The sequence below is a fragment of the Sorangium sp. So ce185 genome (assembly GCF_051526825.1).
Lineage (GTDB): Bacteria > Myxococcota_A > Polyangia > Polyangiales > Polyangiaceae > Sorangium > Sorangium cellulosum_D.
Window position 1 is genome coordinate 10,259,561 of record NZ_CP150316.1, and the last position, 21,221, is coordinate 10,280,781.

Annotated in this window: 14 protein-coding genes; 9 read left to right on the top strand and 5 right to left on the bottom strand. The window is 73.4% G+C overall.

Annotation, left to right across the window (positions count from 1 at the left end):
• Positions 1–111: 111 nt before the first annotated feature.
• A complete protein-coding gene (locus WMF26_RS37725) occupies positions 112–624 on the bottom strand; it encodes an OmpA family protein (protein ID WP_437333041.1) in 513 nt (170 codons plus the stop codon).
• Positions 625–820: 196 nt separating this feature from the next.
• On the opposite strand from WMF26_RS37725, the gene WMF26_RS37730 reads away from it, so the two are divergent.
• Positions 821–3,757 carry an Hsp70 family protein gene (locus WMF26_RS37730; protein ID WP_437996665.1) on the top strand — a complete coding sequence of 979 codons (2,937 nt, stop codon included), beginning with the start codon at positions 821–823 and terminating at the stop codon, positions 3,755–3,757.
• A 126-nt stretch (positions 3,758–3,883) separates the two neighbouring features.
• Here the strand turns inward: WMF26_RS37730 and WMF26_RS37735 are convergent, their stop codons facing one another.
• The 3 genes from WMF26_RS37735 to WMF26_RS37745 form a co-directional block, all read right to left on the bottom strand.
• Positions 3,884–4,546, bottom strand: coding sequence for a DUF4276 family protein (locus WMF26_RS37735; protein WP_437996666.1), 663 nt, complete (start codon positions 4,544–4,546; stop codon positions 3,884–3,886).
• Between the two features lie 8 nt (positions 4,547–4,554).
• On the bottom strand, positions 4,555–5,982 hold the full coding sequence (locus WMF26_RS37740) for an AAA family ATPase (protein WP_437996667.1): 1,428 nt from the start codon (positions 5,980–5,982) through the stop codon (positions 4,555–4,557).
• Positions 5,983–6,813: 831 nt separating this feature from the next.
• Entirely contained in the window at positions 6,814–7,725 is a 912-nt protein-coding gene (locus tag WMF26_RS37745) for a hypothetical protein (protein WP_437996668.1), read from the bottom strand.
• Positions 7,726–8,168: 443 nt separating this feature from the next.
• On the opposite strand from WMF26_RS37745, the gene WMF26_RS37750 reads away from it, so the two are divergent.
• The 6 genes from WMF26_RS37750 (at position 8,169) to WMF26_RS37775 (ending at position 15,640) form a co-directional block, all read left to right on the top strand.
• Complete coding sequence (locus tag WMF26_RS37750; protein ID WP_437996669.1) at positions 8,169–11,237, top strand: beta-propeller domain-containing protein; 3,069 nt, start codon at positions 8,169–8,171, stop codon at positions 11,235–11,237.
• Positions 11,238–11,556: 319 nt separating this feature from the next.
• On the top strand, positions 11,557–12,075 hold the full coding sequence (locus WMF26_RS37755; RefSeq protein WP_437996670.1) for a hypothetical protein: 519 nt from the start codon (positions 11,557–11,559) through the stop codon (positions 12,073–12,075).
• Between the two features lie 185 nt (positions 12,076–12,260).
• Complete coding sequence (gene grxD, locus WMF26_RS37760; protein ID WP_437996671.1) at positions 12,261–13,187, top strand: Grx4 family monothiol glutaredoxin; 927 nt, start codon at positions 12,261–12,263, stop codon at positions 13,185–13,187.
• Between the two features lie 129 nt (positions 13,188–13,316).
• Complete coding sequence (locus tag WMF26_RS37765) at positions 13,317–14,678, top strand: sigma 54-interacting transcriptional regulator (RefSeq protein ID WP_437996672.1); 1,362 nt, start codon at positions 13,317–13,319, stop codon at positions 14,676–14,678.
• Complete coding sequence (gene rraA, locus WMF26_RS37770) at positions 14,675–15,166, top strand: ribonuclease E activity regulator RraA (RefSeq protein WP_437996673.1); 492 nt, start codon at positions 14,675–14,677, stop codon at positions 15,164–15,166. Before WMF26_RS37765 ends, rraA begins: the two co-directional genes overlap by 4 nt.
• Positions 15,167–15,391: 225 nt before the next feature.
• The gene (locus WMF26_RS37775) at positions 15,392–15,640 is read left to right on the top strand and encodes a hypothetical protein (RefSeq protein ID WP_437996674.1); all 249 of its coding nucleotides are present in this window, start codon (positions 15,392–15,394) and stop codon (positions 15,638–15,640) included.
• A 138-nt stretch (positions 15,641–15,778) separates the two neighbouring features.
• Here WMF26_RS37775 and WMF26_RS37780 read toward each other — a convergent pair whose 3' ends face one another.
• A complete protein-coding gene (locus tag WMF26_RS37780) occupies positions 15,779–17,635 on the bottom strand; it encodes a hypothetical protein (RefSeq protein WP_437996675.1) in 1,857 nt (618 codons plus the stop codon).
• 101 nt (positions 17,636–17,736) lie between these two features.
• Between WMF26_RS37780 and WMF26_RS37785 the strand changes: the two genes are divergently transcribed.
• The gene (locus tag WMF26_RS37785; protein WP_437996676.1) at positions 17,737–18,807 is read left to right on the top strand and encodes a hypothetical protein; all 1,071 of its coding nucleotides are present in this window, start codon (positions 17,737–17,739) and stop codon (positions 18,805–18,807) included.
• Between the two features lie 138 nt (positions 18,808–18,945).
• Positions 18,946–20,931 (top strand): hypothetical protein, encoded by a 1,986-nt coding sequence (locus WMF26_RS37790; RefSeq protein ID WP_437996677.1) that lies wholly within the window; start codon positions 18,946–18,948, stop codon positions 20,929–20,931.
• Positions 20,932–21,221: the final 290 nt, after the last annotated feature.

Sequence of the window (21,221 nt, forward strand, 5' to 3'; positions counted from 1 at the left end):
GAGGCGGCGGAAAGCAGTCGATTTCGAGGGGGCATCCGGGTTAACCTGGCCTGTTGTCGAGACGCACGGAGGGCTCGGCCAGCAGGCACGATCGACGGTGTGGACCGGAGGTCACTTCGTCTTGATACGGAACTCCACGCGCCGGTTCATGGCGCGGCAGCCCTCGTCGTTCGTGAAGCAGACCGGCGCGGCGGCGCCGTACCCCGGCGCCGTCATCGGCGTGGCGACGCCGCGCTGGACCAGGTAGCGGACCACGGCGTTCGCGCGGCGCTCGGACAGCTTGATGTTGTGCTCCACCGACCCCTGGTTGTCCGTATGCCCCTCGACCGTCAGCGCGGTGATCTCCGGGTGCGTCCTCAGGATGTTCGCCACCGCGTCGAGGACCGAGAACGACTCGGGCCGGATCTCGTCCTTGTCGAGGTCGTAGAAGATGGGCCGGGCGATCTTGATGCGATCCCCCTCGATGACCGCCTCGGCCGGCGCCGCCGGCTGGACGGGCGCCGGCGGGGGCGGCGGTGGAGGCGGCGTCGCGCTCGCCGCCAGCGACATCTCGGCGTTCGCCGACCCGCACCCCGCCGCAAGGACGCCCATGACCACCAGCCAGATCGCTCGGTTCGCTCGCATTTCGCGCCTCTAGCACGGGGCATCGCCCGGAAGAAGCGCCGGCGACGGCCGGAACGAGCGCCGGCGCCGCCCGGGGGACGCGCCGGCGCCGCCCGCCGGCGGGGCGGCCCCGCCCCTGGCGCGCGCCCGCGGCGGGGACGCGCGCCGGACCTGCGGAAGGCGCGGCGGCGATCCAGTATCGTTGCTGCGCGCACGCATGTCCGCCCCCGCGAAGACCCCGAGCCTGATCGTCGGAATCGACCTCGGCACCACCCACACGGTCGTGGCCTGGGCCGAGCGCGACGCCGCGCCCGGCGCGATCCGCGTCTTCCCCATCCCGCAGCTCGTGACCGCCACCGAGGTCGAGGCGCGCCCGCTGCTGCCCTCCCTGCTCTACGCGCCCCTCCCCGGCGAGGCGCCGGCCGACCCGTTCGGCGACGCGCCCTTCGCCATCGGCGAGCACGCCCGCCGGCGCGGCGGCGAGGTCCCCGGCCGGCTCATCGCCTCGGCGAAGAGCTGGCTCTGCCACCCCGCCGTCGACCGGACGGCGCCCGTCTTGCCCTGGGGCGCGGCCGAGGACGCGGCCTCCCTGCCCCGCGCCTCGCCGCTCGACGCGAGCGCCCGCATCCTCGCCCACGTGCGCCGCACCTGGGACGACGCCTTCCCGGATCGCCCGCTCGCGGCGCAGGAGGTCGTGCTCACGGTGCCGGCCTCGTTCGATCAGGTCGCGCGCGAGCTCACCGTCGAGGCGGCCCGCCGCGCCGGCCTCTCGGCGCGGCTGCTCGAGGAGCCGCAGGCCGCGTTCTACGACTTCATGCGGCTCGCCGGCGCGGAGGGCCTCGACGCGCTGCTCGCCCGCTCGGGCGGCGACGCGACGGTCCTCGTCTGCGACGTCGGCGGCGGCACCACCGATCTGTCGCTCATCCGGGTCGCCCGGGGCGCCGGCGCCGCGGAGGGCCGCCCGGTCGAGGTCTCGCGCGTCGCCGTCGGCCACCACCTCCTGCTCGGCGGCGACAACATGGACCTCGCGCTCGCCCACCTCTGCGAGCCGCGCCTCGTCGGCGGCACGGGCGAGAAGCTCGACCCGGCGCGGTTCGGGCAGCTCGTGCTCGCCTGCCGCGCCGCCAAGGAGCGCCTGCTCGGCGGCGCCTCGTCCGGCGGCAACGTTCCGGCCGGCGGTGGCGCCTCGTCCGGCGGCGCCGCGCCCGCCCCGCCGGACGAGGCGCCGGTCACCGTGCTCTCCCACGGCGCGCGGCTCGTGGGCGGGGCGCTGACGACGCGCCTCCGCCGAGAGGAGGTCGAGGCGATCGTGCTCGACGGCTTCTTTCCGGAGGCGCCGCGCGACGCCCGGCCGCAGCGCGGTCGGAGCGGGCTCGTCGCGTTCGGCCTGCCCTACGAGCGCGACGTGGCGATCACCCGGCACGTCGCCTGGTTCTTCGCGCGCCACGCCCCCGAGGCGCGAGGGCCGACCGCGCTGCTCCTGAACGGCGGCGTCTTCCGCGCGCGCCGCGTCGCGGAGCGCCTCGCGCAGGTCATCGAGCGGTGGGGGGGGCCGTGGGGGGGGCTGCGGCTCGACGTGCTCCCGCACGCCGATCCCGACCTCGCGGTGGCGCGGGGCGCGGTCGCATACGGCCTCGCGCTCGCCGGCCGCGGCGTGCGCATCGAGGGCGGCGCGGCGCGCGGCTACTACGTCGGCCTGGAGCCGCCCGCCGGCGGGGGGCCGCGGCCCGCGGTGTGCGTGGTGCCGCGCGGCGCGAAGGAGGGCAGCGTGCACGCGGCGGCCGGGCGGACGTTCGCGCTCGTCGTGGGTCGCCCGGTCCGGTTCGACCTGTTCGCGTCGGACGACGCGCGCGCCGATCGCGCCGGCGACCTCGTCCCGCTCGAGGACGACCGGTTCGAGGCCCTCCCGCCGGTCGCCGTGGCGTTCGACGCCGGGGACGCGGCGCGCGCCGCGGCCGGCAAGCAGGCGGAGGTGCGCGTCCAGATCGAGGGGGAGCTCACCGCGATCGGCACCCTGGACCTCGCCTGCGTCGAGGTGGGGGTCCCGGCGCCGCGCCGCTTCCGGCTGGCGTTCCAGCTGCGCGAGGACGGCCGCGGCGCGCGCGCCGCCGCCGGCGAGGGGGGCGCGCCGGGCGGCCCGCCGGAGGGGGCGCAGGGCGGGCTGCCGGAGCGGGCGCAGGCGAGGCCTCCCGCCGGGGCGGCGCAGGGCGGGAGGCGCCTCGACGAGGCGCGGGAGGCGATCGAGCGGGTGTTCGGCAAGGGGCGGCCCGACGTCGCGCCGCGGGAGGTGAAGAACCTCGTCCGCGAGCTCGAGCGCGTGCTCGGGGAGCGCGCCACCTGGACGACGGAGACGGCGCGGGCGCTGTTCGACACGCTCGCCCCGAGCGCGCGCTCGCGGCGGCGCTCGGCCGATCACGAGCGCCTGTTTTGGTCGCTCGCCGGCTACTGCCTGCGCCCCGGCTTCGGCGACGGGGGCGATCCGGCGCGCGTCGCCGCGATCGCGCCGCTCTTCGCCGAGCGGCTGGCGTTCCCGCAGGAGGCGCGCTCGTGGCAGCAGTTCTGGATCGCGTGGCGGCGCATCGCGGGCGGCCTCGACGAGCCGCTGCAGGTCGCGATCCGGGATCTCGCGGATCCATTCCTGGCCCCGTCCGAGCAGCGGCTGAAGAAGCCGAAGGGGGTGAAGCCGGAGGCGCTCGACGATTTGCTCGAGCTCTGCGCGTCGCTCGAGCGCGTGCCGGCCGGCCGGCGGAGCGAGCTTGGCGCGTGGATCCTGGAGCGCACCTGGACCGACCGCGACGCGCGGCTCTGGGCGGCGATCGGCCGCATCGGGGCGCGTGTGCCGGCCTACGCGAGCGTGCACCATGTGGTGTCGCCGGCGGCGGCCGAGCGGTGGCTGGATCACCTGCTGCGCGAGAAGTGGCAGGAGCTGCCGTCGGCCGCGCCGGCCGCGGTGCAGCTCGCGCGCCGGACCGGCGACCGGGCGCGCGACGTCTCGGACCGGATCCGCGGCGAGGTGGAGCGGCGGCTCGTGAAGGTGGGCGCGCCCGAGGCGTGGGTGGCGGCCGTGCGCGAGGTGGTGGCCGTCGAGGAGGCGGAGCGCGCGGCGTTCTTCGGAGAGGGGCTGCCGGTGGGGCTGCGGCTCGTGGGGGAGTAGGGACGGCTCCGGTGCCCGGTCGCGGTGTCGCCGGATGGCACGCCCTCTCCCACTTCGTTCGGGACGCGTTGGGCCGCACGTTGCGGGGGTCCGTCACGTCGAGGGCGCCGCAGCCGACGGATGACTTCAACGATATCCCTTCGTTTTTGGTGCTTCTCGCAGCAGATCGGCGACTGCAGCCTCTATGTCGGTCACGAGTCTCTGCCACGCTGGAAGCTCATTGATGGGACCTTCAATGTCGAGACGTTGAAGCAGCATGGCACGGCGTTCCGAGAAGCTACCTTTGAATCTATGGCCTCGCCTTCCCTTCTTACCCGAAGCCGCTGCGAGAGCGGCCTCGAGACGTTCCTTGGGCTTCGACGTCGATTCGATGCTCCGTCGAGGTGGTAGGTTGAGCTCTTCCTGGCCACGAGGGTTGCCGGCAACCATGCGGATCGTAGCCTCATCAAGAAGGAGCCAAGCCTCAATCTCTTGAACGGGGATCACGCAGACGTGTCGCGGGCACCCGTCGAGGCCAGCCAGGCGCTCGTGAATACGCTGGCGTACCTCTTCAGGATCACGCGCGTCCGCGTCTTGGTGAGCAAACAGGAGGTTGACGTCCCCGGCGAGCTTCAGAGCTGTTCGTGCCTGTTCCTCGATGCGCTTCCCAGGTGGCTGGGGGAGGCGTCCAAGGTCCGGCGCGTCGCCGGCCGCCTCGTCCGCCCCCGCCCGCACGCAAAGCGCTTCCAGGTGAGGCACGAGGCCACGGTCCGAGGTTCCCTCACACACGAGCAGAAACTTGATGATCACATGCGCCTCTAGGCCGCGTAGTCCCCGAGCGTCAGCTGGGCACCGGGAGGCCTGGAGAGGTATGCCAGGATCTCCGTCCGGCCGACGCTTACCTCGCCGGGTGAGATTCGCCAGGAATGATGCCTCGGATCGTTCACCGGCAATAAGCGCATGGTGCGCACCGGCGCCTTCGAAGGCCCTTGGACGGTCACAGGCTTGGCGAACAGGAGATCCTCAGCGTGTTGCAATTGAACAAATAGGGGAGAATGAGTATTGACAATGATTTGGCGGAACGGGTTAGCATCGCCAGGCGGCCGATGCGGGTCGACAGCCAAGCCGCGGACCAGATCCACCATGGCGCCAATGCGTTCCGGGTGGATGCCGTTCTCCGGTTCCTCCATGCAGATGAGCCCCTCGACCGCCGGATCGTTGTTGATGATGCAAAGCGCTAGGAACCGGAGTGTCCCGTCCGATAGAGAACGCGCCGGAAGGAAGCCACCCTTCGGCTGCTGCAGCTCGAGAGTCAGCAGCTCGCGCCTATCGTCACGGTCCACGCGAATCGCGGCAACGTCGACAAGCCCCGTGAGCTGCGCAGCGATATCACCATAAACGCGATGCGGACGTGGCTGTCCGTCTTCCTGCGGTGCCGTCGCCAATCGGTACAGCGCAGCCGCCAAATGAGCCCCGTTGGGCTCAATGTACGGTTTAGCGAGGAACGGATCGGGGCTGCGCATCGCAGACGGTTCCAGCATGAGGAGCCTCCAGCTCTGCATCTCTCGCCGGGCGGCGAGGATCGTAGGATCGGATGCGGTCGCCGTGGTACAGACGATTGTCCGCGGCGCGGTATCAGCCGGCCAAGGCTTCGGATGGCCCCTGCTCCCGCCATCCTGATGCACCCGGATGGTCCGCTTGCCATCCTCCATATCCGTAGAAATAAACGCCTTGCCTTTGCGAGTTCCTACGATCACGTGGTCCCGAAACTCGCGCTTGCTGTGCTCCCAACGCAAGTGCTCGTGGGCCTCGCCACGCTTGAGATAGCCGAGATGCTCGCTGAGGAGCTTCAGCCGGCCCAGGCTCCCGACGCTATTCGAAGGCTCCTCGTAGGACAACTCAAGCTCATAGCGCAGAAACGTGGTCGTCGTGTTGACCTCGCGTCCGAAATCGTCGCGCACGACTGCCGGCACGATCATCTCGGCGGCGAACCTCATCGTGTCAACACGCGTCGTGCCGTCGGTCCAAAAGAGATGCCTCGGATCTTCGCCGCGCCCTTCGACGCTCCGAATCATCTGCGCGGCCCTCATGATCTCGTGGTCCGCGAGCAGAGATAGAAACTGAATCGCATCGAAGACGTTAGACTTACCGCTCCCATTCGGACCTGCGATGCATGTAAACGGCCCGAAGTCGACCTTGAGACCGAGAAGATTCTTGAAACCGTCGATTTCTAGGCGTGTCAGCATCAGCTTCCTTCCCGCCGCGGAGGATCGAAGGTACCACGGCCGCAGCGCACAGGGACCCCATCGCCAGCATTTTTCTCCCCCGACCACCACACCCGCCCCGTCCCGGTCCGGCTGACCACACGCCGGCGCCTCGGTCAGGTGCAAGGTCCGTCGCTGGGTCGGCGACGTCGACCAAGGCGCCTGCGCCGTGTGCCATGCCCTCTCGGGCCCCGTCCACAGTGGAGGAGCGACGATCGGGCGCCCCCTTCCAGATCCCCCCGCACCGAGCTCCTCCACGACGATCGGAGGGCGGAGCGCTGTAAGCGTTCGCGCTGGGCTGGACCTCTGGCGCCGAATTTCGAGCGCACCAGGACGAAAAGAGCTCAAGCGGCAGCCTTCGGTCGTCGGATGGGCTCGCCGATTTGCTGAAATTCCTTGGATGATGAGGGGACCAGCTTGTGGCGCATCAGCGATGCCTGCCGGCGAGACGCGTTGAAGCCTTGGTGGACGGCCGCCGCGGCGTGCTAGCGTCCCGGCTGCGGCACGGTGGCGCTGTGGGGCACGCTATGAGGCGGTCAGGCGGCCGCACGCACAGGTAGCACGGCCCGCGTCGGCTTGATCTCTTCCACGACCGCCGCACCCGCCCCCCCGGCGGCGACCTCAGTTCCAGAAAGTGCAGACGCCGTCCGCGCACCCGCAGGCCAGCCCCGGGCTGGAGCAGTCGCACGTCGAGGCCCCGTCGCTGACGGCGGGGTTGTGGCAGAGCTCCCCGCCGCAGCCGCCGACGGCGCAGTCGTCGTCCGTGGCGCACGCGTCACCGCTGTTCCGGATGCAACACCCGCCGACCGGCGTTCAGTCGCCGGTCGCCGCCTCGACGCACGCCTCGAGCTCCGGCGTCGCTCGCCAGCCGCACTCGCCCGACGCGCCCCGCTCGCATACGCCGTGCTTGTCGTAACACGCGTACTCCTCGAGCCACTGGCAGTCCGTGGCCACGTCCTCGCTCGCGCAGATCTGACCGCTGCAGCCGGTCACCACGCACGGGGCAGCCTCGCCGCCCCCGAGGCACGCCTCGAGCTCCGGCGTCTCGCGCCAGCCGCACTCGCCCGACGCGCCCCGCTCGCACACGCCGTGCTCCGCGTAACACGCGTACTCCTCGCGCCACTCGCACGTGGTGACCACCTCGTCGTCAGCGTCGGCGCAGACCTGCCCGCTGCAGCCGGTCACCACGCACGGCGCGGGCTCGCCGCCCCCGAGGCACGCCTTGAGCTCCGGCGTCTCGCGCCAGCCGCACTCGCCCGACGCGCCCCGCTCGCACACGCCGTGCTCCTGGTAACACGCGTACTCCTCGCGCCACTCACAGGTGGTGGCCAGGTCGTTATCGGCCTCGACGCAGAGCTGCCCGCTGCAGCCGCCCACCACGCACGGGGCAGGCTCGCCGCCCCCGAGGCACGCCTCGAGCTCCGGCGTCTCGCGCCAGCCGCACTCGCCCGACGCGCCCCGCTCGCACACGCCGAACTTGTCGAAACACGCGTACTCCTCGCGCCACTCGCACGTGGTGACCACCTCGTCACCGGCATCGGCGCAGATCTGCCCGCTGCAGCCGGTCGGCCTGCAGTCCCCAGGCTCGCCGCCCGCAGACCCGCCGTCCCCAGGTCCGCCGTCGCCCGGGCCCTGACAGCCCTTGCCCTTGGCGCCGGTGAGCAGGGGAACGAAGAGCAGGAGCATTCCAACCACGAGCCGATGACGCTTGCTGAACAGATCCATCGTTAAGCCTCCTATCAAGGGTTCGACCGTGCCACCCGGCAGCCGCAGGCGCCAGGGTTCGCCGGCCGCTTCACGGGCCCGCGCCGGCGTGTCCCCGAAGCGTGGACGCGCCCTCCCGCCGTGACGAGCCGCTTTCTCAATTTCTGCTTCCGCTTCTGCTTTCTGCGTCTGCAAGCGGCGAGCCGCCCTCCAGGCCACGAGCGCTCCGCCGGGAGGAGGCGCTCCGGCTGCGACGAGGCACACGCCGCGCGCGCGGGCGCCTGCCGCGGCCGCCGCGGGGCTGCACACTCTGGCACAGACCGAGCGCACCTCGTCAAAAGCCGAGCATTTCTGCGGCCTCCTGCCTGGCCTGCCGCTTGCTTATGTGCCGGCACGGGACGCGGACAGCGCAGCACGCACCGGCGCGGCCATGACGCCCTGTGTCTTCGTGAACGAGGTGAACTATGACCTTCCTGTCTAGAACTTACGCCAGCTGGCTCGTCGTCGCGGCGACAGCGGCATCGGCCGGACTCGCCGGCTGCGTGGTGGTGGGAGGCTCGACGGGGAATCAACCCGATGACGACGCTCCGACCGACTTCATCTCTGGCAATCCGAACGGGAACAACGGCCGAGGGGAGGACGACGGCGGCAGCGTCAGCGCCGGAAGCACCGGCGCCGGCGCCGGCGACGGCGCCGGGGCGCCGGACGAGGGAGCGGGCGACGACGACCCGGAGCGCGCTATCACCGAGGCCGACATCATCCAGGTCAAGGACGGCAAGCTCTACGCGCTCTCGCAGTACGCGGGGCTCAGCGTCATCGACATCTCGCGGCGCGACCGGCTGAAGCTCCTCGGGCGCTACCAGGCGAGCGGGATGCCCTTCGAGATGTACCTGCGCGACGGCATCGTTTACGCGATGTTCTCGTCGTGGACGCAGTACCTCTACGACGAGGACACCGGCGAGTACACCTACTCGGAGTCGAGCCGCATCGAGGCGCTCGACGTCTCCGACCCGGCGGACATCCGCCTGATCGGCTCGTTCAACCTGCCGGGCACCATCTCCGACTCGCGCATCGTCGGCGACGTGCTCTATGCCGTCACCCTGGAGAACAACTATTGCTGGGGGTGCGGGAGCTCGCCGAACACCACCGTCACCTCCCTGGCCGTCGGCGACCCCGAGGCGATCCGGGTGGTCGACAAAATGAGCTTCAGCGACAACGACCCCTACGGCTACGGGTGGCGCCGCAGCGTGACCGTCACCCAGGAGCGCATGTATGTCTCCGGGATCGAGTGGGACGGCACCGACGAGGGGCACTCCACCATCCAGGTCATCGACATCTCCGACCCGAGCGGCGACCTCGTGGAAGGCACGACCGTCGAGGCCACCGGCCAGATCCAGAGCCGCTGGCAGATGGACGAGCACGAGGGCGTCCTCCGCGTCGTCAGCCAGCCCGGCCTCTGGTGGAACAACGCGGCGCAGCCCGGCGTCCAGACCTTCGCGGTCGCGTCCTCGCAGGAGCTCACCCCCCTCGGCTACACCGAGCTCCGCCTCCCCAAGCCCGAGTCGCTGCGCTCCGTCCGCTTCGACGGCGACCGCGCCTACGCCATCACGGCAGAGCAGACCGACCCGCTGTTCACCATCGATCTCAGCGACCCGGAGCACCCCGCCCAGCTCGGCGAGCTCGAGATGCCCGGCTGGGTCTACCACATGGAGCCGCGCGGCGACCGCGTGCTCGCCCTCGGGTTCGACAACGCCTCCACCGAGGGGTCGCTCCACGTCTCGCTCTTCGACGTCTCGGACCTCACGGCCCCCACGATGCTGGAGCGCGTCCACTTCGGCGGCTCGTGGGGGAGCTTCGCCGAGGACCAGGACCGGATCCACAAGGCCTTCACCATCCTGGACGACCTCGGCACGATCCTCGTGCCCTACAGCGGCTGGGAGCAGCGCGGCGACATCGGCTGCGGCACGTACAAGAGCGGCGTCCAGCTCATCGACTTCACGGCCGACACGCTGACGAAGCGCGGCTCGGCCCCCGCGCGCGGCCAGGCGCGACGCGCCTTCGTCCATGACGAGCGGCTCTTCGCCGTCTCCGATCAGGAGGTCGGGACGTTCAACATCGACGACCGCGACGCCCCGGTCGAGGTCGCCGACCTCACCCTCACGACCGTCGTCAGCAACGCGGTCGTCACCGGCGATCTCGTGGTCCGCATGAGCGCGGACTGGTGGACCAGCAGCCCGCAGCTCGAGATCGCGCCGGCCGCGGATCCGGGCCGCATCGAGCCGATCGGGAAGCTCGACCTCGCGGCGCTGGCCACCGACTCGGAGGGGAGCTGCTACGGATACGGCCTCGCCGACGCGCGCCTCTTCGCGCACGGGCAACACGCCTACCTGCTCTGGCCCTCGCACACGGGCGAGGAGCCCAAGGCGCACGTCGCCGTCATCGATCTCAGGGACCCCGAATCGCCCCGGATCGCGAGCCACCGCGAGCTGCCGTTCAGCGGCGTCGCGCTCTACGGCTACGGGTACTCCTACGGCGCCGTCGTCCCGACGGGCGACACGGTGGTGCAGGCAGGGAGCACCCTCGTGCTCCGCAACACCAACGACCGGTACTACTACTACGGCGACTACGACGGCGGCGACGTCAGCGTCGGCGGCGGCGAGCAGCCGGCGTCTGCCGAGCCGTCGCTCGAGGTCATCGACCTCTCCGATCCGTCGAACCCGGCGCACCGCTCGGTGGCGCTGCCCTCCGGCGTTGGGTACACGGGCCTTCAGCTCGACGGCACCACCGTGCTGACCTCGCACTGGGTGCCGCTGCCCGAGGACGCCTCCAAGGCGCGCTTCTACCTCGACCGCATCGACGTGTCCGACCCGTCCTCGCCGGTCGTGCGGGCGCCGGTCAACGTGCCCGGGTCGCTGCTCGCCTTCGACGGCGCGCTCGGCCGCGCGCTCACGGTCGATTACGAGCCGTTCGAGCTCCAGGTGCCGAGCCCCGAGGCCTGCTACAGGGCGTTCGCGCAGAACGTCGACTTCAAGCCGACCGACCCGCACGAGTGGTCGGGCGCCGGCATCTGCAAAGGGATGAGCCGCACGATCAAGCTCCTCGACGTCGGCAGCGAGACCGCGCGCCTCCGCGACGAGCACCCGATCGACGGCGACGCCGGCATCTGGCAGGTGTCCGTGGGCGACGACCGCGTGTTCATGTTCACCTACCTGAACTACGTGGTCGAGAACGGCGAGGTGCCGTACGGGATGCTCGTGGCCAGCGGGCTCGAGGAAGGCCGCATCGAGCTCGTGAGGAAGCCGTTCGCGGAGCTGACCCACAGCTCGCCGCTCTTCGCCGACGGGACGCGCCTCCTCGTCTCCAGCCACAGCCCGCCCTCGCTCGCCGTCATCGACGCCTCCGACCTCGACGCGCTGACCTACGAGACCAAGGGCGAGCTCTCCTCGTACATCTACCGGGTGACGGTCGACGGCGACCGCGCCCTCTGCTCGCTCGGGCACAACGGGCTCGAGGTCGTCGACCTCGGCGACTGACCCGCGCGCCGCGCCTTCGCTGCCGCCGCCCCGCGCGGGCGGCGCGGCGAAGGCACAGGCCGCCTCCGCACGCTCCCCCGCCCTCCCCTCCCCCCGTAGATCCGCCCGAACCTCACATTCCCCCACGTACGCGGCGCTCGAGCCACGTACGCGGCGCTCGAGCTCAACAGGAGCCCGGCCAGGATCACCGCCGACCCGGCGAGCGGGCGGCGGCGCGCTCCGCGGCGAGGGCCGCAACGCGCGCGGGTGAGGGCCGCGCGGCCGGCTCCGTCCGCCGCGGACGCTTGGCGCCGGGGCCCGGCTGCGGCACACAGGGGTCATGGGCAGAGCCGAGCTCGGGCAGCTGATCGATCGCGAAGGGCTCGACGCTTCGGACGGCGCGCGGGGCCGCCTCGCGATCGCCGTCCCGGCGGCGTGGGCGCGCGACCGCGCGGACATCGAGATCACCGTGCCCGCCCGCGTCACCTGCGCCCGCTGCGACGGCGGCGGCTGCGACAGCTGCGCCCGGAGCGGCGCCCACCGCGCCCCGGCCGAGGCCGCCGCGAGGACGCTGCGGCTCCGGCTCCCGCCCGATCTCACCGCCGGCGCGACGCTCCGCCTGGTGCGCCCCTTCGGCGAGCACGCCCCGCTCGACCAGCTCCTCGTCGAGCTCCGCGAGGGCAGCGCGGCGTCGCCCGGCGTGCTGCGCGTCGGGCCGCCCCCGTCGGACGCGCTCGCGCGCGCCGCGGCGCCGGACGGCGGCGGCCTGCGCGCGCTCGGCGCGCAGCTCGGCACGCCGGCCGTCCTCGCGGCCCTCGCCGCGATCGCGGCGGTCGTGGGGCTCCTGCTCGGCCGCTGATCGCGGGCCGGCGCCTCGTCCGCCGGGCGCGGCCGCGCCGCGGAGCGCGCGCCGCTGCCCGCAGCAGACGCGGGCGACGCCGCCGGCAGGGCCTCGCTGCCGTGCAGGGCCCATGCTAGCGAGAGGCCCGCGGACGCGCGCGGGGATCGAAAGCGCCGCCACGGCCGCGGACGGAGAGCAAGCACATGAGCCTCAATGAGCCCCTGCGGGCCAAGATCGCCACCATCATCCGCGAGAACGACGTCGTCCTGTTCATGAAGGGGACGCGGACCATGCCTCAGTGCGGCTTCTCCGCCCAGGTGGTGAGCATCCTCGACGAGCACCTGCCCACGTACCAGACGGTGGACGTCCTCTCGGACCCCGCGCTGCGCGACGGCATCAAGGAGTTCTCGAGCTGGCCCACGATCCCGCAGCTCTACATCCGCGGCGAGTTCGTCGGCGGCTGCGACATCGTGAAGGAGCTGCACGCGACCGGCGAGCTCGTGAAGGCGCTCGGGCTCGCGCAGGGCACGCCGCAGGCGCCGCCCGCCATCCGCGTGACCCAGGCGGCGGTCGCCGCGTTCTCGGCCGCGCGGGAGTCCGACGCCGACTTCGTTCACATCGAGATCGACCCCTCGTTCAACTACGGCCTTTACTTCGGCCCGCGGCAGGCCGGCGACGTCGAGGTCGAGGCCGGCGGGGTGGTGTTCCTGCTCGACCGCGCGAGCGCGCGGCGCGCCGAGGGGCTGTCGATCGACTTCGTCGAGGGCCCCTCCGGCGGCGGCTTCAAGCTGGAGAGCCCGAACGATCCGCCGAAGGTCAAGCAGCTCTCGCCCGCCGCGCTCAAGGCGATGCTCGACGGCGGCGAGGCGCTCGAGCTCTTCGACGTCCGCACCGATCAGGAGCGCACGATCGCGAAGATCGAGGGCGCGCGCCGCCTCGACCAGGAAGGGCAGCAGCGCCTGGAGGCGCTCGCCAAGGACGCGCGGATCGTCTTCCACTGCCACCACGGCGGGCGCAGCCAGGCGGCCGCCGAGCACTACCTCGCGAAGGGCTTCAGGAACGTCTACAACCTCCAAGGCGGCATCGACGCCTGGTCGCGCGAGATCGACCCGTCGGTGCCGCGGTACTGACCGCCCCACCCGCGACGCGCTCGCGGCGAGGTCCGGACCTGCATCCACCAAGGACAGATTTTTCCATTCACGCTGCGCACTGATCCTCGGGTCCTTCAGGGCCGCCCTTGGATCAGGTATGCGTACTGTGTGGGAGCGGACGATCAGTCCACGGTCAGGGCGTCGGACGCGCAGGCGGCGTCCGCGGCGTCGGCGACGCCGGGCCTCGTGGTCATCTTCACCCGCGGGCAGCCTGCGTGCGCGCCGATCCCGCTCGGGGACGGCGAGGTCGTGCTCGGTCGTGCGCCGGCGGGCGACACGGGGGTCATCGACGACGATCAGGTGTCGCGCCGGCACGCCCGCGTCGCGCTCTCGGGCCAGGGCCTGCAGATCACCGACCTCGGCAGCAGGAACGGCACCTTCGTCGACGGCAAGCAGGTCGAGGATCGGGTCTTCCCGTCGCTCCCGCGGCTGATCCGGATCGGGGGCACGCTGCTGCGCTTCGCCGCGGACGTCGCGCCGTTCCAGCGGGGCGGCGTCCTGGAGCACGAGGACGGGGTGATCGGCCCCACGCTGAGGCAGGCCCGCGAGCTGATCGCCCGCGCGGGGGCGCGCGGCGAGACGCTGCTGCTCACCGGGCCGAGCGGCTCGGGCAAGGAGCTCGCGGCGCGCGCCTTCCACGCGGCGACGGGGCGCGGCGGCCCCTTCGTCGCCGTGAACTGCGCCGCGATCCCCGAGGGCCTCGCGGAGCGGCTGCTCTTCGGGGCGCGGCGCGGGGCGTACTCGGACGCGACCGCCGACGCGGAGGGCTACGTCCAGGCCGCGCACGGCGGCACGCTGTTCCTCGACGAGATCGCGGAGCTCGACGCGTCGGTCCAACCCAAGCTGCTCCGCGTCCTCGAGACGCGCGAGGTGACCGCGCTCGGCGACACGCGCCCGCGCAAGGTGGAGTTCCGGCTCTGCGCGGCCACCCTGAGGGATCTCCAGGCCGAGGTCGCGGCGCGCCGCTTCCGGGAGGACCTCTATTACCGGATCGGCCGGCCCGAGGTGCGGGTCCCGGCGCTGACCGAGCGGATCGAGGAGCTGCCCTGGCTGGTCGCGGCGGAGCTCCGACGCGGCGGCGCGCGGCTCGCGCCGAGCCTCGGGCTCGTGGAGTCGTGCGCGCTGCGCGCGTGGCCGGGCAACGTGCGGGAGCTGCTGCGCGAGGTGCGGCAGGCGGGCCTCGCGGCGCACGCCGCCGGGCGCGCCGTGGTGGAGGCGTCGGACCTCGCGCCCTCCGCGGGCCTCGACATCACGGAGGTCGCGAGGCGCACGCCGCCGGCGGCAGAGCTGCAGCGGATCGCCATCGAGGTGGCGCTGCGGCGCGAGCAGGGGAACGTCACGCGCGCGGCCCGCTCGCTCGGGATGCACCGGAACCAGCTGCGCCGCTGGCTCGCCCGCCACGGGGTCGACGCGGCGGCGTTCGCGGGCGCGGGCAAGGACGACGGCGCTGCTGCTAAGGAGTCGACATGAGCTCGGACACCACGGTTCGCACCACGGATCTCTGCGACGACCACCCGGACGCCGTCGCCGTCGCCGATCCGATCTTCCGGGATTACGGCGGAGCTCGCCTGTTCCACGGGCCCATCGTCACGGTGAAGGTCCACGAGGACAACGTGCTCGTCCGCAAGGCGCTCGAAGAGCCGGGCCAGGGGCGGGTGCTGGTCGTGGACGGCGGCGGCTCGCTCCGCTGCGCGCTCCTCGGGGACAACCTCGCCGCGATCGCCCACCAGAACGGCTGGGCCGGGCTGGTCGTGTACGGCTGCGTCCGCGACGCTGAGGCGCTCGGCCGCATCCCGATCGGCGTGAAGGCCCTCGCGACGCACCCGCGGAAGAGCAACAAGAAGGGCGCGGGGGACCGCGACGTCCCCGTGACGTTCGCCGGGATCACCTATGTTCCCGGCGGATTCATTTATGCCGACCACGACGGGATCGTCTTCGCCCCCAAGGCGCTCGTCTGAGGAGCTCGCTCGCGCGTTCGCGCATCGGCGAGGCAGAAACGCACGTCGCCGCGCAATTTCGCCACATACGAGGAGGGGGGCGCGCGGCGGTTGCTCGCGGGATGGATGGGCTCGGCTCCGGTCTGGACGCGCGGGTGTCGTGCGCCGCGTCGAAGCGCGCTGCCTGGCGCGGCCGATGCATTGACGCGGAAGCTGCCAACACCTCGTAGATACGGGAGGACAAGAATGAGCAACATCACGTCCGAGCTGAAGAACGATCTCACCAAGAGCCTGGAGTCGCTCCAGACCCTGCGCGACGAGATCCGGGTCAGGCTGCATCTCGCCGGCATGGAGGCGAAGGACGCCTGGGGCAAGCTGGAGCCGACGCTCCTCGACGCGGAGAAGCTGGCCGAGGACGTCTCGGAGACCTCGCGGAACGCGCTGCGCGACATCCTGGAGAAGGTGAAGGAGTTCCGCTCGTCGTTGCCGTCCTGATCGCGGCGCCTCCGGGATGATGTGACAAGAGCGCCCCTCGGGGGCGCGGCAGGCGGCGCCCACCAGGAGCTCGGCACGAGCCTGGTGGGCGCCTCTGCTTTGTCCGCCCGCGCGCTGCCCGAGCGCCGGCCCCGCGGCTCACCCGCGCAGCGCGGCCGCCGCGACGCGCGCGACATTGCCCCACCGCGGGTCGGCTGCGCAGGCCGCGAGCCGCTCGCCCACGACGTGGGAGCGGCGGTGATCGCAGGAGCTGGGCGGCCGCGCGAAGGTCGTGAGCGGCGCGCGCAGGAGGGTCTTCTCGACCTGGGCGAGCATCGCGGTGTTGTGCACGAAGCCGAGCCCGCTCTGGATGTCGGCCAGCGTGGCGCTCGGGTGGCCGCCCCAGGGCGGGACGACCAGCGCGTGCGCGGCGGCGGGCGCCTGGTTCACCGCGATCACGCCGTACCGGAGCTCGAGCAGGGCGCGGTCGAGCGCGGCGCCGACGGCGGGGTCCTCCTCGCTGATCGGGTGCGCGACGATCGACGCGCCCAGGGTGCCCTGGAGCCGGTCGTTGCAGAAGGGGACCGCCGCCTCCAAAAACTCCACCGGATCGCTCGAGCCGACCTCGACGATGGAGAGGACGCCGGAGAGCGGCTCGATCGAGAAGAGCGGCTCGGCGGGATCCGACGCGGAGAGCCCGGCGATCAGCGTCCACGGGGGCGCGCCCGGCCCGGGCTCGCCGATGCGCACGACCCCGGCCGGGAGCGGCGCGTCGGCGGAGCCCTCGAGGCGCTCGCGCTCGAGCGACGGGCGCCCGGCCGTGAGCGCGGCGTGCCGCGCCTCGGCCTCCGGATGGACGGCGCGCCGCGGGGGCACGGCGGCGAGCGCGCGGTGGAGCATCCGGAAGAGCAGCGGCCGCTGCACGAAGCCCCTGGGCAGCACGAGGACGTGCGCCGCGGCGTCGCCGAGCGAGGCGCTGCTCACGACGCGGCTCGCGAGGAGCCTCACCTGGCACCAGAGCTCGTCCCTGCCGTAGAGCCACGGCATCACGAGGACGGGGCGGACGCCGCCGAGCACGGAGGTGATGGGCTTGTGGAGCAGCCGCTCCCCCGACGCCCGCCGGCCCGCCTGCTGCGGGCCCGGCGGGCCCCAGACGAGCGCGTCGTGCGCCGCCGCCGCGCCGGTGACGTGGACCTCCGCGACGGCGGGGTGCGCCGCGAGGTAGGCGGCCGCGTCGGCGCCGCCGTGCACGAAGCGGAGGAGCCCGCGCGAGACGAGCGGCGCGAGGGCGCGCTCGAGCAGCGCGCCGAGGGGCGCGCTCTCGGGGCTCGCGGCGAGCGCGACGACGCGCCCGTCGACGAAGAGCTTGTGGAGCGCGTCGCGGAGGGGGACGCTCGCGGCGCCGCCCGCGCCGAGCACCAGCGCGACGCCGCCCTCGGGGTCGCGCTGCCGGTAGAAGGGCGCCTGCGCTTCCAGGACGCCGGCGCGCGTCGCGCCGGGCTGCATCAGGGCGCGCGCGCGGAGGGGCCCGTGGAGGGCGGCGTCCTTCAGGCCCGCGGGGAACACGTCCACCTCGACGCGGCCGTCCGGCCGGGTGCGCACCGCCCCGCGGCGGAGCCGCGGGCGCCCGCGCGCGGCGATGTCCTCGAGCGCCTCGGCGAGGAGGCGCACCTGCGCGAGCGTCGCGCACGGCCCCGCGAACCACGCCTCGCCGGCCGCGGCCGAGCCGGGGTCGAGCCCCGCGGCGGCGCACGACGCCTCGACCTGCGGGCGCGCGGCGGCGAGCAGGCCCGGGAGCAGCGCGCGGAGCAGCGAGGCCTTCTCGCGGGGCGGCATGCGCGCGAAGCCGAGGGCCGCGTCGCCCAGCTCGGACAGCGCGCGATCGAGCTCTGCCGGGGGTGTCTCAGCGCCGCGCGCCGCGCCCGGATCGGCCGCCGGCGCGGCCGCGGGTCCGCCGGAGAGGAGGCTTCCGGGCGCGGGGGCGGCGGCGGGGGCGAGATCGGGGACCGGCGGCATCGGGACGGAGACTACAGGCAGGCGATCGCGCGCGCGAGCGCAGCGACGGTTCGCCGCGCGCGTGTAGCCGGCCTGCTCGGGATTCGGTAGAGTCCAGCGCCATGGATTGCGCTTTCACCACGGGTCGGGGCCCGGCGCGCGCGCCCTCCTCCACGAGGGCTCCCCGCTCGGCCGCCTGCGGCGTCCTGCTCGGCCTCGGCGCGCTCCTCCTCGCCCCCGCGGCGGCAGCGCAAGAGCCCGCTCCGCCGCTCCCGCCGGGCCAGGGACAGCCCGGTGGGGCTGCCCAGCCGCAGGCCGGGTATCCTCAGCAGCAAGGCTATCCCCAGCAGCAGGGTTATCCGCAGCAACAAGGGTATCCGCAGCAGGGTTATCCTCAGCAGGGATACCCGCAGCAGCAAGGCTACCCCCAGCAGGGATACCCCCAGCAGGGATACCCCCAGCAGCACGGCTATCCCCAGCAGGGATATCCGCAGCAGCAAGGCTATCCCCAGCAAGGCTATCCCCAGCAGGGATACCCGCAGCAGCAAGGCTATCCCCAGCAACAAGGCTATCCTCAGCAAGGCTATCCCCAGCAGGGCTATCCTCAGCAGCCGCCCGGCTACGGTCAGGGATACGCCTTGCCGGCCGGACCGCCGCCGCCCCCGATGCCGCCCGAGGCGACCTGCTGCCGCTGGTCGGTCCGCTACAACGCCCTGGACCTCCTGTTCGGGCGGATGACCTTCGAGGGCGAGGTCGCCATCCTCGGGCCGCTCACCGTCGGCCTCGCGCCGTCCTGGATCTGGGGCTCGCTCGACGACGCGACGCTGGACACGACCGGGTTCGCGCTCGGGGCCGACATCGGCGTCTACGTGGAGGGCAAGCCGCTGAAGGGGTTCTGGGTGAAAGGGCGCCTCGGCTACGAGTCGTTCGAGGCGGTCTACACCCCTTCTCCCAAGGTGACCCCCGGCAAGCGCGACGTGAGCAGCGCCATCCTCGGACTCAGCATCGGGAGCACGAACATCTTCGGCCGCGACGGCGGGTTCGCCATGTCGGGGGGGTTCGGGCTCGGCGTCGCGCTCGCCCCTCCGGCGACGGTCGCCGCAGGCGCCGCGGGCAACTACCAGTACGTCTTCTACGAGAAGACGGGGAAGATCAAGCTCCTCGGCTCGCTCTCGCTCGGCGTCGCGTTCTGATCGCGCCCGCCGCCCGCTGCGGATGGCCGGCCCCGCAGGGCGGCGCCGCCCCGCCGCGGCGCGAGGCGGCGCCGGCAGGCGGGCGGGCGCCGCCCCCAGAACTTGGCCCCGCGCGCGGCGCCGTGGGACGTCTGCACCATGCCCTCTCGCATCGCCCGCCGCCCCGGGCCGGCGCTGCTGCTGCCGCTCCTCGCCGCGCTCGTGTCGATCGCGTTCGCGCTCCCGGCGCGGGCGTGGGTCGAGGTGCACGTCGCCGGAGACGACGTGCGGCTCGCGATCGATCGGGCCGGCGCCGCCACGGTCGAGCACAAGGTCACCTTGAAGATCTCGGGCGGGCCGCTCCGCGCGCTCGACATCCAGGGCGTCGACCCGGACGCCGAGCTCGATCCGGGCAGCTACGCCGCGCCCCTCAAGGCCGCGGAGGCGGGCTCCCTCGCGTCCGCGACGCCGGTCGCGCTCGAGCTCCTGCCGCCCGACCTCCGCCCGCGCGAGGACGGCTCGCGCCGCCCGGCGGCGCTGCGGGCCCGCTTCGACGGCAGGGGCCTGAGCCGCGGGGTGTTCGTGCTCTTCTTCCGCTACCGCACGGACCTCATGAAGCGGGGGCTCATCCGGCTGGACGGCCCGAGCGCCCGCATCGCGTGGACCGGGCCCCTCTGGGACGACGGCTACGACTCGGCGCGGCTCACCGTCGCGATCCCGGCCGCGCCCGACGAGCCGCGCGTCGACGAGGCGCCCGCCGACGCGGCGGGCGAGCCCTCGGCCGACGGCGCGCTCGCGGCGCCGTCGACGCTGTCGACGCTCCGCCGCTCGGTCGACAAGGACGAGCTCGAGCTGCTCCGCCCGTACACCCCGAAGGCCGAGCCGATCCGGTGGGCGATCCGCGCCGACGCGCGCGCCTTCCAGCCCGAGCCCGCCGCGGCGCGGCCCGGCGCCGACGCCCTCGGGCGGCTCTCGGACGCCGCGGCCGCGAGCCCCGACCGGAGCCGCACCCTCTACCTCGCCGCCGGCGCGGCCCTCTTCGCGCTCTACAGCGCCCTCGTCGCGCTCAAGGCGCGCGAGCACGAGCGCCTCGCGCGCGCCGCGGGCGCCCTGCCGCGGCCCCTCGTCCCGATCCCGCTCGCGCCGCGGGCCGCCCTCGCCGGGCTCGCGCTCGTCGCGGGCGTCGCCCTGGAGCTGCTGCTCCGCGACGGCACGGCCGGCGCCGCGCTCGTGGCCGCGGCGACCGCGCTCGCCGCGCACCGCACCCCCCACCCCGAGCGCGCCGCCGCGGCCCTGCGGCGCCCCGGCAAGTGGCTCCCGGTCGCGGAGTCCGAGGCGTTTCGCGAGCCGCCGCGGGTGCGCGGCGTCTACCTCGACGTCTCGACGCGCGCCGGCAAGGCGCTGCTCGCCGCGCTGCTCGCGGCGCTCGGCGCGGGCGTCTACGCGGCGGCCGGCGCCTCGCCGTACCACGCCCACCTGCTCGCGCTCGACGCGACGGCGCTGCTCGCGATCTTCTGCACCGGCCGGCTCGCCGAGCTCCCCGCCGACCCGGCGGCGCGGCCGGTCGCGTTCCTGCGCGACGTCGCGCGGCGCGTGCGGCGGTCGCACAAGGCGCCCCGCCCGGCGGCCAAGGCGCCCGCGACCACGGCGGCCAAGGGGTCCGCGCGCGCCGCGGCCAAGGCGGCCGGCGCGGCGGCCACGGCGTCGGAGCTCCGCGTGGTCGGCCGCCTCCGCATCCCGGACGGCAGCCCCGACGCCGACGAGCTGCGGCTCGGCCTCTCGCCGCGCGCTGCGCTCCCCGGCTTCGTGGCGATCGAGGTCGGCGTCGTCTACGCGCCCGGCGCCGGCGGCTCGATCGGGCTGCCCGAGGTCCTGCTGCGCGTCGCCCCGGGCTCGCCGTGCGAGCACGCCGTCGAGCGGCTCGCGAAGAGCGGCCGGTCCTCGCGGGGCCGGCGCCCCGGCGAGCGCGTGCTCGCGTTCACGCCGCGGCTGCCGACCGCGCGGATGACCGCGGCCATCGCCGCCGCGCTCGTCCGCGCCGTCTCCGCCCCGCCCGCGGACAAGACGCCGCCGAAGCCGCAGGGCGCCGGCGCGGGCAGAGTGGCGCCGCGAAACGGGAAGAAGGCGGTCTCCGCGGCGGCGTAGCCGGATTCACCTCTAGCCCGGCCCCCTCAACACGCGCGATCGTCCCGGAACCTCTCGCGACGAACGGTCGCGTCATCGCGGCTCTCCGCTCATGATCGCGGCATGGTTTTCAGCGGCGCGGAGCTCACGCGCGCAGGCGCTCCTATTTGTCACGAATACTCAAACATCGTAGTGGCCTTGCGCCGCGACGCCGCGATTCTGCAGAGCCGCACCATCGAGCCTGGCCGGCGCCGCTCTCGTTGCACTTCCGGGGCTGTTGTCGTGCGTTCGTGTGACGGCCAGCGAGAAGA

Bases quoted from the DNA above. Each gene is read 5' to 3' on its own strand.
- WMF26_RS37730 (WP_437996665.1), top strand. From the start codon at position 821: ATGTCCGCCCCCGCGAAGACCCCGAGCCTGATCGTCGGAATCGACCTC.
- WMF26_RS37780 (WP_437996675.1), bottom strand. From the start codon at position 17,635: ATGCCGCCGGTCCCCGATCTCGCCCCCGCCGCCGCCCCCGCGCCCGGA.
- WMF26_RS37775 (WP_437996674.1), top strand. From the start codon at position 15,392: ATGAGCAACATCACGTCCGAGCTGAAGAACGATCTCACCAAGAGCCTG.
- WMF26_RS37755 (WP_437996670.1), top strand. From the start codon at position 11,557: ATGGGCAGAGCCGAGCTCGGGCAGCTGATCGATCGCGAAGGGCTCGAC.
- WMF26_RS37725 (WP_437333041.1), bottom strand. From the start codon at position 624: ATGCGAGCGAACCGAGCGATCTGGCTGGTGGTCATGGGCGTCCTTGCG.
- WMF26_RS37785 (WP_437996676.1), top strand. From the start codon at position 17,737: ATGGATTGCGCTTTCACCACGGGTCGGGGCCCGGCGCGCGCGCCCTCC.
- WMF26_RS37740 (WP_437996667.1), bottom strand. From the start codon at position 5,982: ATGCTGACACGCCTAGAAATCGACGGTTTCAAGAATCTTCTCGGTCTC.
- grxD (WP_437996671.1), top strand. From the start codon at position 12,261: ATGAGCCTCAATGAGCCCCTGCGGGCCAAGATCGCCACCATCATCCGC.
- WMF26_RS37750 (WP_437996669.1), top strand. From the start codon at position 8,169: ATGACCTTCCTGTCTAGAACTTACGCCAGCTGGCTCGTCGTCGCGGCG.
- WMF26_RS37745 (WP_437996668.1), bottom strand. From the start codon at position 7,725: ATGGATCTGTTCAGCAAGCGTCATCGGCTCGTGGTTGGAATGCTCCTG.
- rraA (WP_437996673.1), top strand. From the start codon at position 14,675: ATGAGCTCGGACACCACGGTTCGCACCACGGATCTCTGCGACGACCAC.
- WMF26_RS37790 (WP_437996677.1), top strand. From the start codon at position 18,946: ATGCCCTCTCGCATCGCCCGCCGCCCCGGGCCGGCGCTGCTGCTGCCG.